Below are 12276 nucleotides of genomic sequence, written 5' to 3'. Positions count from 1 at the left end.
CCTGCACACGCATTTTAAATGCACAGTTATTTAAGAATAAAGCCAATAATACGGACATTTCAATCTAGAGCTGAAATTTAAATTCAAAATTGTCATCAATCGTCACAGCTACGCTACGTTTTTGCGGGAATTTCGCAACATCCCACGCATCAATAGCCCAACACCACAACTCGGCCAACGAAGCGCGGCGCAGCGATAAGGGCGGATTTTGATACAACAGACTCAAGGCAAACCATAACTGCTCAACCTCCTGGCCATCCCGCAAGGCGGGCGCACAGGTTTGCTTACTCAATTTCTCCCCCCGCATATTGGTAATGACCGGAATATGCAAATAACGAACGGTGGAGAAGCCCAGCACTTGCTGCAGATACACCTGCCTGGGCGTCGAATCCAGCAGATCTGCACCGCGCACAACATCGGTCACACCTGCATCGGCATCATCCACCACGACCGCTAGCTGATAGGCCCAGAGTTGATCTGCCCGCCTAAGAATAAAATCACCAACATCGCAACACAGGTTGTGTGCGGTGACTTGCTGAACCCGGTCAACAACAGCAATCACTTCATCGGGCACCTTCAGACGATAAGCCAGCTGGCTAGCGCAAGAAGAGACACCCGAGCGACAGAGCCCCGAATAGACCAAGCCATCAACCCCACGCCGCCCCGCCGCTTGTAGCATTTTTCTTGTGCAAGAACAGGGGTAGGCCAAACCGCGCTCAAGCAAGGAGTCCAGAACCTGTTGGTAACGCGCACCTCGCTGGCTCTGCCAAACAATCTCGCCATCCCATTCAAAGCCAAAACGAAGTAGCGTCTCAATAAACGAGTTCGACGCGCCTGAAAATTCACGCGGAGGGTCAAGATCTTCAATTCTTAACAACCACCGCCCGCCAGCAACTCTAGCGTCCAGATAGCTCGCTACAGCCGCCATGAGTGAACCCATATGCAACAAACCTGTTGGACTAGGGGCAAAACGCCCCACATACGCAGACTTAATCACCACATCCCCGTTCATCTCGATCAAGCAGGACATGCCCGGACCGATGCTCTGTTAGAATAGACGGCACCGATTTTACTTTTTTTAAGCACAAGGACAAGCAATGACTTACGTTGTGACCGACGCTTGCGTGAAATGCAAATACACTGACTGCGTAGATGTCTGCCCAGTTGATTGCTTTCGGGAAGGCCCCAATTTTCTGGTTATTGACCCTGACGAATGCATTGACTGTACGCTCTGTGTTGCCGAATGCCCTGTAGAGGCCATCTACGCAGAAGACGACGTACCGGCAGAGATGCAGGAATACATCAATCTCAATGCTACCCTAGCCAAAGAATGGCCCATCATCATCCAGAAAAAGCCCCCATTGCCAGAGCATGCGGAATGGGCAGCGGTTCAAGGAAAAATAGACCAAATTGAGCGCTAATTCGTCAAAACCTTGATTTGGCAACTAAAAGCGACTATTATCGCGGACTTCCAACCCTTGCCTGACCGTGGTCGCTAACGGCAGGCTGCAAACCACAAGGAGCAATACATGCGACATTATGAAATCGTGTTTATCGTGCACCCAGATCAAAGCGAACAAGTTCCAGCAATGATCGAGCGCTACAAATCACTAATCACTACTGGTGCTGGCTCTATCCACCGCTTGGAAGATTGGGGCCGTCGTCAATTGGCTTACCCAATTCAAAAAATCCACAAAGCACACTATGTGTTGATGAACATTGAATGCAGCCAAGAAACTTTGGAAGAAATCGAACACGCATTCAAATTCAACGATGCAGTTCTTCGCCACCTGACTTTGAAAACAGACGGCGCCGTAACTGAAGCATCTCCGATGATGAAAGAAGAGAAATCAAAATCTCTGACTCAAGGCGCTGAAGTACAAGCTGCTTAATTCGGAAAAATTGAATCTACGAAATCAGGCTTTAGTCGAAGGTCATTTACTGATCAGAGACGCGATACGGCGCACACCAGCGGGCATTGCAATGATTGAAGGATGGATTATTCATCAATCAGAACAAAGCGAAGCTGGCGCGCAGCGCAAAGTGGATTGTGAAATACCTTTTGTTGCGCTTGGCGATATTTGTCATCAATTGATCAAAACGCCCACGCAACAAGCAATTAAATGCAAAGGTTTTTTCGCCGCTCGCAGCAGCAAGTATCGACAAAGCATGGTTTTACACATTACCGCTTTTGAATATTTGAATTGAGGATTAGACAATGTCTCGCCAACTCTTCAAGCGCAGAAAATTCTGCCGCTTCACAACCGAAGGTATCGCTCAAGTTGACTACAAAGACGTAGCCATCCTGAAAGATTTCATCTCTGAAAACGGCAAGATCATTCCTGCACGTATCACTGGCACTAAAGCCAAATATCAGCGTCAATTGTCGACTGCCATTAAATTGGCTCGCTTCTTGGCCTTGTTGCCTTACACTGATCAACACTAAGACGAACGGGAGAAACTAATCATGCAAATTATCCTGCTCGAGAAAGTAGCGAATCTGGGTCAATTGGGCGATATCGTTAAAGTTAAAGATGGTTACGCTCGTAACTTCTTGATCCCACAAGGTAAAGCTAAACGTGCAAATGAAGCCAATATGGCTGCATTTGAAGCTAGCCGTGCGGAACTGGAAGCGAAACAAGCTGAAATCTTGGCTGAAGCGCAAGAGCGCGCTGCTAAACTGGAAGGCGCTGAAATCACTATCGCTCAAAAAGCGGGTGTTGATGGCCGTCTGTTTGGCTCAGTAACGAACCACGACATCGCTGAAGCAATCACTGCTTCTGGTGTTGCGGTTCAAAAATTTGAAGTGCGCCTGCCAAATGGTCCTTTCAAAGCAATCGGCGAATACGAAGTTGCTTTGGCTCTGCACCACGACGTAGTTAGCACTATCAAATTGCAAGTTGTAGGCGCAGCTGCTTAATTTATTAAGCAAACGCCAAATAAAAAGCCACGATTAATTCGTGGCTTTTTATTTGGCGACAATCAATGCCTTTATTGTGTTAGCGCTTTTGTTTGCAAGTATTTTAAAACCCGCGATACCGCCACCAGACCAAATGTGGCCGTTACCGTCATCACTGCACCAAAACCACCCGCACAATCAAGGCGTACACCCTCGCCCACAGACGGCTTGGCCACGCAAACCGAACCGTCCGCTTGAGGATAAACCAGCTGCTCGGTTGAATAAACGCATTCAACGCCCATTTTTTTACCATTTTTCGCAAAACCAAAATCGCGCCGCAAAATATTACGCAATTTGGCTGCCAGCGGATCCTGTATCGTTTTACTTAAATCATCCACTTTAATTTGTGTCGGATCAATTTGCCCACCAGCACCACCTACCGTAATAATTTTGATTTTATTTCGCCGGCAATACGCGATTAAAGCGGCCTTGGTTTTAACACTATCAATACAGTCGATCACATAATCGTGACCCGCCAAATATTGCGCAAAATTATCTTCAGCAACAAAATCTTCAATCGCATTAACTTCAATTTCCGGGTTAATCGCCCGCATGCGCTCACCCACTGCATGCACTTTCATTCGACCAATTTGCCCTTCCAGCGCTGGCAGTTGGCGATTGGTATTGGAAATACACACATCATCCAGATCAATCAAAGTCAGCGCACCAATTCCAGAGCGCGCCAAGCCCTCGGCCACCCACGATCCCACACCACCAATCCCGATGACACAGATTTTAGCCACCGCAAAGCGGGATAAAGCCTGCACGCCATACAGACGGGCAATACCGGCAAAACGCCGCTGATAATCACCTTCCAAACTCACTTTATTTCCTTCAAAACAAATCAGCCCCACACGGGGCTGAACATACTCCAACGGTGTATTGATCCAAAGAGCAGCTAGGCCATAACTCTCACGGCAATACCCTACTCAACTGCTTTTTTTACCGTCCGTTTTCGCGCAGCAGGCTTGGCAGCAGCGGGCTCATCCGGCATTGCCGGGGGCGGCGCAGTGGGGTGCAAGGCATCGTCACCAGCAGGCGCTGATTTTGGCCCACCAGGCATCCCAAAGCCCGTAAACAGATGCTTGGCACGCTCTTGCAATTGTTGCTGCATTTCAACAAACATATTGGTACTGCTCTCCAGGTAATTTCCCATCATATTCTGGATGGCAGGCCCCTGGAATTTCATAAATTCTCCCCACAAATTGGCATTACTGAACATCGGATTATCAGCGCCCAACGTGGATTTAGTCTGATCTTGCAGCCTTGATTGCATCTCGGCGAACAGCTGCATATTTTTCTCAAGGTAGTTGCCCATCAAGCCCTGCATGGCGTGGCCGTAAAAACGGATAATTTGCGTCAGCACATCATAAGAGAACATCGGCATACCACCGGCCTCCTCCTCCAGAATGATTTGCAACAAAACACTGCGGGTCAAATCCTCGTTCGTTTTGGCGTCCTGAATCGCAATATCGATACCATCCAGCACCAACTGTTTAACATCAGCCAAAGTGATATAACAGCTTGTTGTCGTATCGTAGAGACGACGATTTGGGTATTTCTTAATGACCCGCTTTTCCATACTCATCTATCCTTTTCGCCGATTTTATGCAGGCTTCTATTATCTAGCGATAAGCCGCGCAATGCCAGTACAAACACATGCTGCAACGCAGCAAAATACATTTGACAACACCGGCAAGCTGTACCAGAATAGGTTTGCATTGTGCATCGCACCATACAACCGGGTCTTCCGGTTAGCTTTACAGATAAACCTATCCTTGGAGATTTCGACATGACCACAGCACAACAACAGTACACCAACTTTGCCACCGAGCAAGTAGAAACAGCGCTGCGCTTTGCACGCATTTCATTGGATTCACTTGATCGCCTAGCGAAACTGCAAGTAGAAACAGCTAAAACCTCACTCGAAGAAAGCGCCAAAACACTGAAACAACTGAGTGCAGTCAAAGATGTTCAAGAAGCCCTGGCTGCACGTCAGAAAATTGCTGACGCCGCAATTGAGCAAGCGACTGCGTACTCACGCAGCCTGTACGAAATCTCTTCTCAAGCTCAGGCCGAATACTCAAAACTGATCGACGAGCGCAATGTTGACTTCAACAAAAACGTCGTATCGGGCCTGGATCGCTTCGTTAAAAACGCACCAGCTGGCGCCGATGCTGCAGTTGCCGCCGTAAAATCAACGGTACAAGCCACTGCCGCAGCCGTTGACAGCATGACCAAAGCGGCCAAACAGGTTGCCGAGTTTGCTGATGCTTCGGTAAAAGCGGCATCAACTGCGACTGCTGATGCAGTAAAAACGGCCGCAAAAAAAGCCAGCACAGCCAATGGCAGCAATTAATTAGCACAGACAGCAACGGGCAATAAAAAAGGCACCTTTAGGTGCCTTTTTTATTTAGGGCGCTCTGAGCGCCCTTGACCAACAATTACTCAGCTGCAGGCACTTCTTCTGCTGGCGCAGCTGCCGGAGCCTCATCATTCAGAACGGCTTTGATCGACAAACGAATACGACCTTTCTCGTCCTGCTCAATCACTTTCACGCGCACGATCTGACCTTCTTGCAGGTGATCAGCCACATTAGCAATACGTTCATTCGCGATTTGGCTAATGTGCACCAGACCATCTTTACCAGGCATGATTGAAACGATTGCGCCGACGTTCTTGTCGAGAATCTTCACGACCGGGCCTTCGTAGATACGGCCGATTTCAACTTCAGCAGTGATTTCTTCGATGCGACGACGCGCCTCAGACGCACCTTCCGATGAAGTTGATGCAATGGTAATGGTGCCATCTTCGCTGATGTCGATTTGCGTGCCGGTTTCTTCGGTCAATGAACGAATCACCGAGCCGCCTTTACCAATCACATCACGGATTTTCTCCGGATTGATTTTCATCGTGTAAAGACGTGGCGCGTGCTCGCTCACTTCTTCACGCGCGCCATCCAGAGCACCTTTCATAATGCCGATGATATGAACGCGGCCTTCTTTGGCCTGATCCAGCGCAACCGACATAATTTCTTTGGTAATGCCGGTGATCTTGATGTCCATCTGCAGTGCAGTGATACCGTTTTCAGTACCCGCCACTTTAAAGTCCATATCGCCGAGGTGATCTTCGTCGCCCAAGATGTCCGACAATACCGCGAAAGCGTTGCCTTCTTTGATCAAACCCATTGCGATACCCGCAACGTGATTTTTCATCGGTACACCTGCATCCATCAGTGCCAGGCAACCACCGCAAACCGACGCCATTGAAGACGAACCATTTGATTCGGTAATTTCAGACACGACGCGCATTGAGTAAGCAAAGTCTTCTTTGCTCGGCAACATCGCCACCAGAGCACGCTTAGCCAAACGACCATGGCCAATTTCGCGGCGTTTTGGCACACCTACGCGACCAGTTTCGCCAGTTGAATACGGCGGGAAGTTGTAATGCAGCATGAAGTTATCAGTGTAGCCGCCATGCAATGCATCGATTTTTTGCTCATCAAGCTTGGTACCCAAGGTTGCAGCAGCAATCGCTTGCGTTTCGCCACGAGTAAACAAGACAGAGCCGTGTGCGCGAGGCAGGACGCCAGTACGGATCGAAATTGGACGCACGGTACGAGTATCGCGACCATCAATACGTGGCTCACCGGCCAGAATCTGACCGCGAACGATTTCAGCTTCCAGACCTTTGAAAATCGATTTGATTTCATTGGCTTCCAGCGTGCCAGTTTCTTCAGTAATCAACGCAGCTTTGACCAAAGCCCAAGTTTCATTGATTTTTTGCGTACGAACTTGTTTGTGACGCAGCTTAAACGCTTGCGCAACGCCTTCGGCAGCAATAGCGCGTACTTTTGCGATCAATTCTTCGTTTTTCACTGGCGCAGACCAATCCATCAATTCTGGATTCACTTCATCGGCCAATTCATTGATTGCATTAATCGCTGCTTGCATCTGTTCGTGACCAAAGACCACGGCACCAAGCATCACACTTTCTGACAACTCATTGGCTTCAGACTCAACCATCAGCACAGCTTGACTAGTACCAGCAACAACCAGATCCATTTCGCTGCCTTTCATTTCTGACAGGTCTGGACACAATACGTATTCGCCATTGATGTAACCCACGCGCGCTGCGCCGATTGGGCCGTCGAATGGCACGCCAGAAATCATCAGCGCCGCAGAAGCACCGATCATTGCAGGGATATCAGAGTCAACCTCCGGATTAATCGACATTACTGTCGCAATAATCTGGATGTCGTTATAAAAACCTTCAGGGAACAGCGGACGGATCGGACGATCGATCAGGCGGCTAGTCAGTACTTCTTTTTCACTTGGCTTGCCTTCACGCTTGAAGAAGCCACCTGGAATTTTACCAGCAGCATAAGTACGCTCTTGGTAATCAACAGTCAGCGGGAAAAAATCTTGGCCCGGTTTTACATCACGAGCAGCAACGACAGTTACCAGGACGCAAGTATCGTCCATATTAACCATCACAGCGCCAGTAGCTTGACGTGCGATTTCACCAGTTTCAATGGTGACGTTATGTTTGCCAAAGGCAAAAGATTTGCTGATTTTATTGAACACGTTCTGTCCTTTTTCAATATATCCGCGACCTGGATAATGGTTTATTGCTGCGATGGGGGTCAGCCAAATCAGTGGAAAATGCGGTGATTTGCCCAAGGCCGATTCCGGCACAACTGATCCTTGCTCTACCGCCGGAATCGCTATTGGGTAGAAGCAAAGAATGAGAAATCTGGAGAGAAACTGGGAAAGACTAGAAATGAAAAAGTCGCAGCTTGCGGCTGCGACTTTGGGGCTGATTACTTGCGCAGACCCAGCTTAGCAATCACATTGCGGTAGCTGTCTACGTTAGTGCGTTTGAGGTAGTCCAGCAAACGACGACGACGAGAAACCAGTTTCAACAGACCACGACGTGAGTGGTGATCTTTCTTGTGTTCTTTGAAGTGAGGTGTCAGATCGTTGATGCGGGCAGTCAACAATGCGATTTGAACTTCAGAAGAGCCGGTATCGCCTGGGGCGTGTTGGAACTCTTTAACGATGTCAGCTTTTTGTGCAACTGTTACAGTCATTTTACTACTCCATAAGAAGTGGCTAGGCCACTAGACAAGCCAGACCTGAGCTTGCGCCCGGTGTGGCTCCATTAACCGACGCCAGTTAAGCGGTCGCCAGCAGACGTTTGGATCGCAGCACGCCATCAGCGCCCACTTCACCCAAACCGACAAAACGAGCATTATCCTGATTTTCAAGGGCAGCGTAAAGTTTAACTTCACCAACAACCCCGCTTTCAATATCGCGCACTGGCATACCATTGCAAATAAGCTTTGCCTGCGCTCCAGTTAACTGGAGTACGGGCAAATTACTTAACAAAGACTCTTCAGGCAATAATAAAGCATCGCGCGCTTCAAGATCCAGAGCAATAAACTCATCGAGCGAGATCGCATCTTCAAGCCTGAAGCCACCCGTTAAAGTACGACGTAAACCAGTCAGGTATGCGCCGCAACCCAAAGTCTCACCTAAGTCCTGAGCCAATACCCTGATGTAGGTTCCTTTGGAGCAACGCACATCAATCACCAGCTCGGGAGCATCATAGGAAATGAGTTCGATAGCGTAAATCGTAATCGGCCGCGCCTTACGCTCCAGCTCAATGCCCTCACGGGCATATTCGTACATCGGTTTGCCCGCAACCTTTAGCGCTGAATACATCGGAGGGGTTTGCATAATGGGGCCGATAAATCGGGCAATCGCCGCTTTTACCGCTTCAATTGATTCAGGTGCCGTACCAGTGACGGTAATTTCACCCTCGGCATCCAGCGTTGTTGAGGTTTCACCAAAGCGCACATGCGCACGATAAGCCTTATCAGCATCGAGCATACGCTGGGCAAATTTGGTCGCCTCGCCAAAGCACAAAGGCAGCAAACCCGTTGCGTATGGATCAAGCACGCCAGTGTGGCCACCTTTCTCCGCCTGAAACAGCCAGCGGCATTTATTCAGTGCCGAGGTACTGCTGATGCCAAACGGCTTATCAAGCAGCAATACGCCATTGAGTTTACGCTTGGCCATCGTCTTCGCCATCGTCAACGGCTTTGGGCAAAGCATTGGCCTCCTGGATCTTCCTGGCCAGATTCACACCATATTCAATTGAAACATCATATTCAAAATGCAGTTCGGGCATTTTATAAAGCGAGATGCCGCGAGAAATTTGCGCCCGCAAAAAGCCTTTTGCACGCAACAACAAGGCGGCGATTTCTTTGCGCAACGCTTCATCACCCATGAAGGTGTAGAAAATCTTGGCGTGCGAATAATCACGCGTCACTTCAACGTCGGTAATCGTGATCAGCGACGCTTGCGGATGATCGAGCTCGGCACGAATCACTTGCGCCAAATCGCGCTGGATTTGCTGTGCCACACGATCTGCACGGGTAAATTGTTTATTAGCCATTTTCTCTGTGAGGAGTAAGGGTGTGGCGTGAGGTGCATCTACCACCACCCTGGTGTTGATAAAAACTACAAAAAGGAAAAGGCGCAGAAAAATCTGCGCCTGCGTGCGAAAGGAAGGTATTACACCTCACACCTCCCTCCTCACATTCCATGCATTACAGCGTACGGGCCACTTCGATAACCTCGAAGATTTCCAGTTGGTCGCCCACTTGCAAATCGTTGTAGTTTTTGAGCTGCAAACCACATTCGAAACCGGCTTTCACTTCTTTCGCCTCATCTTTAAAGCGCTTCAGATTTTCCAGCTCGCCAGTATGAATCACAGTGTTATTACGCACCAAACGTACACCTGCCGAGCGCTTCACCAGACCTTCCATCACCAAGCAACCGGCAATCGTGCCCACTTTCGACACAGTGAAGACCTGACGGATCTCAACCATACCCAGAATCTGTTCGCGACGCTCAGGCGCCAACATGCCGGACAAGGCTGCTTTCACTTCATCGACCGCATCGTAGATGATGTTGTAGTAACGCAGATCAACGCCTTCGGTTTCTGCCAATTTGCGCGCAGCAGCATCGGCACGCACATTAAAGCCGATGACCACGGCTTTTGATGCCAAGGCCAGATTGACATCGGACTCGGAAATACCACCCACCGCACAATGCAGAACCTGAACACGAACTTCGCTGGTCGACAGTTTTTGCAAGCTTTGCGCCAGAGCCTCGCTTGAGCCCTGAACGTCGGCCTTGATGATGATAGGCAAGTTTTGTACTTCGCCTTCGGCCATCTGGGCAAACATGTTTTCCAGCTTCGAAGCTTGCTGGCGGGCAAACTTCACATCACGGAATTTACCTTGACGGAACAAGGCGATTTCACGGGCTTTCTTCTCGTCAGCCAGAACCATCGCGTCTTCACCTGCGGCTGGCACTTCCGACAAGCCCAAGATCTCGACCGGAATCGACGGACCCGCTTCGTTAATCTGTTTACCATTTTCGTCCAGCATCGCACGGATGCGGCCATAAACCTGCCCCGCCAAGACGGTGTCGCCTTTGCGCAGCGTGCCCGATTGAACCAGCATCGAAGCCACAGGACCGCGGCCTTTATCCAGACGAGCCTCGATCACGATACCCTTAGCTGGACCATCAACCGGTGCAGTCAACTCAAGAACCTCGGCTTGCAACAGAATCGCATCCAGCAACTCATCGATACCCATGCCTTTTTTGGCCGATACCGGAATGAACTGGGTGTCACCACCCCACTCTTCTGGAACCACTTCCTGCGCAACCAGCTCTTGCTGAATACGCTCAAGGTTGGCTTCTGGCTTATCAATTTTATTAACCGCAACAACAATCGGCACACCTGCGGCTTTCGCATGGTGGATCGCCTCAATCGTTTGCGGCATTACGCCATCATCGGCAGCAACGACCAGCACCACGATATCCGTCAACTTGGCACCACGGGCACGCATCGCGGTAAACGCCTCGTGACCTGGGGTATCCAGGAAGGTAATCATGCCCTTGCCAGTTTCAACGTGGTAGGCACCGATGTGCTGGGTAATACCACCCGCCTCGCCTGCAGCCACTTTGGCGCGACGAATGTAATCGAGTAGCGAAGTTTTACCGTGGTCAACGTGACCCATCACCGTGACAACCGGAGCGCGTGAAACCTGGGTGTGATCGGATTTTTCTTCATCGCCCAAATACGTTTCCGGATCATCCAGCTTGGCCGCTTTTGGAATATGACCCATTTCTTCCACGACAATCATGGCGGTTTCTTGATCCAGCACCTGATTGATCGTCACCATCATACCCATTTTCATTAGCGCTTTTACAACTTCAACGCCTTTAACGGCCATTTTGTGCGCCAAGTCAGCAACCGAAATCGTCTCAGGCACATCAACTTCATGCGTTACAGGTTCGGTTGGCGTCTGGAAGGCGTGCGCATTGTTGTCCTGCTGATGCGATTGCTTTTTGCCACCCTTTTTGCTTTTCCAGTCATTACCGGCATCGCCACCACGGGTTTTAATACCTTTTTTATTGCGGCCATCATTCCAGCCACCTTTTTCGTCCTTCTTTGGCGCGCTTGGTTTTTTATCAGCGGGCTTGGCAGCAACAGGCGCTGGCGCAGCTTTTTCTGGCGCCTGCATCGGCGTATCTTTAGGGCGACGGAAGTCTACCCGCGCACCGATACGCGGACGGTCCGCTTCGTGGCCTGGCTTGACATGTGGCTTCACCGCTGGTTTTTGCGCAGGAGCGGCCACCTCAGATTTCGCCTCGATCTTAGGCTCGACAGCAGCTACGGCCTCAACCGCCACAGCAGCAACTTCTGCTTTAGCTTCAACAGGGGCGGTAGCCTCAACTTTGACAACTTCTGCAGGCTTGGCTTCACGATTCTGTTTGGCACGCATCTCAGCGGCCTGACGCTCTGCTAGCTCGTTCTGACGCTTGGCTTGAGCTTCACGGGCTTGACGTTCTGCCTCATCAATCACGGGCGCAGCCGCCGTGGCCGCAACAGCTTCTTGTGTAGGCGCAGCAACTGGCGCAGCAGCAATCATTTCAGGCGCAACAACACGCTTTTTACGCACTTCAACCTGGATGGTTTTGGCCTTACCCGTAGCATCTGTTTTGCGAATTTCAGTGGTTTCTTTGCGCGCGATCACAATTTTTGGCTTATCGCCCGCCTGACCATGCTTTTGCTTCAAATGATCCAGCAAACGCGCTTTGTCATCGGCAGTCAATGTATCTTCAGCAGTGCGTTTCTCAACGCCAGCCGCACGCAATTGCTCGATCAGCTCTTGCGTTGGCATTTTTAATTCAGCAGCAAATTGGCTGACTTTGGGTTCACTCATAGATTACTCT

Annotated in this window: 14 protein-coding genes; 6 read left to right on the top strand and 8 right to left on the bottom strand. The window is 49.9% G+C overall.

What is annotated here, in order from left to right; all coding sequences use genetic code 11:
- Positions 1-64: 64 nt before the first annotated feature.
- The gene (gluQRS, locus tag ABHF33_RS16370; protein WP_348944949.1) at positions 65-1030 is read right to left on the bottom strand and encodes a tRNA glutamyl-Q(34) synthetase GluQRS; all 966 of its coding nucleotides are present in this window, start codon (positions 1028-1030) and stop codon (positions 65-67) included.
- Between the two features lie 67 nt (positions 1031-1097).
- Here gluQRS and fdxA point away from each other — a divergent pair, with 67 nt between their 5' ends.
- From fdxA to rplI, 5 genes are all read left to right on the top strand, one after another.
- A complete protein-coding gene (gene fdxA, locus ABHF33_RS16365) occupies positions 1098-1421 on the top strand; it encodes a ferredoxin FdxA (protein ID WP_348944948.1) in 324 nt (107 codons plus the stop codon).
- 108 nt (positions 1422-1529) lie between these two features.
- Complete coding sequence (rpsF, locus tag ABHF33_RS16360) at positions 1530-1892, top strand: 30S ribosomal protein S6 (protein ID WP_348944947.1); 363 nt, start codon at positions 1530-1532, stop codon at positions 1890-1892.
- A 10-nt stretch (positions 1893-1902) separates the two neighbouring features.
- Positions 1903-2208: a primosomal replication protein N gene (gene priB, locus ABHF33_RS16355; RefSeq protein WP_348944946.1), complete on the top strand. Its 306-nt coding sequence runs from the start codon at positions 1903-1905 to the stop codon at positions 2206-2208.
- A gap of 10 nt (positions 2209-2218) precedes the next feature.
- The gene (gene rpsR / locus ABHF33_RS16350) at positions 2219-2446 is read left to right on the top strand and encodes a 30S ribosomal protein S18 (protein WP_157315514.1); all 228 of its coding nucleotides are present in this window, start codon (positions 2219-2221) and stop codon (positions 2444-2446) included.
- A gap of 21 nt (positions 2447-2467) precedes the next feature.
- The gene (rplI, locus tag ABHF33_RS16345; RefSeq protein ID WP_348944945.1) at positions 2468-2920 is read left to right on the top strand and encodes a 50S ribosomal protein L9; all 453 of its coding nucleotides are present in this window, start codon (positions 2468-2470) and stop codon (positions 2918-2920) included.
- A 71-nt stretch (positions 2921-2991) separates the two neighbouring features.
- Here the strand turns inward: rplI and tcdA are convergent, their stop codons facing one another.
- Together tcdA and phaR are read right to left on the bottom strand one after the other, a co-directional pair.
- Complete coding sequence (gene tcdA / locus ABHF33_RS16340) at positions 2992-3777, bottom strand: tRNA cyclic N6-threonylcarbamoyladenosine(37) synthase TcdA (RefSeq protein ID WP_432803988.1); 786 nt, start codon at positions 3775-3777, stop codon at positions 2992-2994.
- Positions 3778-3884: 107 nt separating this feature from the next.
- Positions 3885-4541, bottom strand: a complete 657-nt coding sequence (gene phaR, locus ABHF33_RS16335) for a polyhydroxyalkanoate synthesis repressor PhaR (protein WP_348944943.1) — start codon at positions 4539-4541, stop codon at positions 3885-3887.
- A 210-nt stretch (positions 4542-4751) separates the two neighbouring features.
- On the opposite strand from phaR, the gene ABHF33_RS16330 reads away from it, so the two are divergent.
- Positions 4752-5318, top strand: coding sequence for a phasin family protein (locus tag ABHF33_RS16330; protein ID WP_348944942.1), 567 nt, complete (start codon positions 4752-4754; stop codon positions 5316-5318).
- 85 nt (positions 5319-5403) lie between these two features.
- On the opposite strand, the gene pnp is transcribed toward ABHF33_RS16330, so the two are convergent.
- The 5 genes from pnp to infB form a co-directional block, all read right to left on the bottom strand.
- Entirely contained in the window at positions 5404-7545 is a 2142-nt protein-coding gene (gene pnp / locus ABHF33_RS16325; RefSeq protein ID WP_348944941.1) for a polyribonucleotide nucleotidyltransferase, read from the bottom strand.
- 236 nt (positions 7546-7781) lie between these two features.
- Complete coding sequence (gene rpsO, locus ABHF33_RS16320) at positions 7782-8051, bottom strand: 30S ribosomal protein S15 (protein WP_028449406.1); 270 nt, start codon at positions 8049-8051, stop codon at positions 7782-7784.
- 85 nt (positions 8052-8136) lie between these two features.
- Complete coding sequence (gene truB, locus ABHF33_RS16315) at positions 8137-9042, bottom strand: tRNA pseudouridine(55) synthase TruB (protein ID WP_348944940.1); 906 nt, start codon at positions 9040-9042, stop codon at positions 8137-8139.
- A complete protein-coding gene (gene rbfA / locus ABHF33_RS16310; protein WP_348944939.1) occupies positions 9029-9421 on the bottom strand; it encodes a 30S ribosome-binding factor RbfA in 393 nt (130 codons plus the stop codon). Before rbfA ends, truB begins: the two co-directional genes overlap by 14 nt.
- 154 nt (positions 9422-9575) lie before the next feature.
- Positions 9576-12266, bottom strand: coding sequence for a translation initiation factor IF-2 (gene infB, locus ABHF33_RS16305; protein WP_348944938.1), 2691 nt, complete (start codon positions 12264-12266; stop codon positions 9576-9578).
- Positions 12267-12276: the final 10 nt, after the last annotated feature.

It is taken from the genome of Chitinibacter sp. FCG-7 (assembly GCF_040047665.1).
Classification (GTDB): domain Bacteria; phylum Pseudomonadota; class Gammaproteobacteria; order Burkholderiales; family Chitinibacteraceae; genus Chitinibacter; species Chitinibacter mangrovi.
Note: the sequence above shows the minus strand (reverse complement) of the source record. Positions and strands in the feature narration are given on the sequence as shown.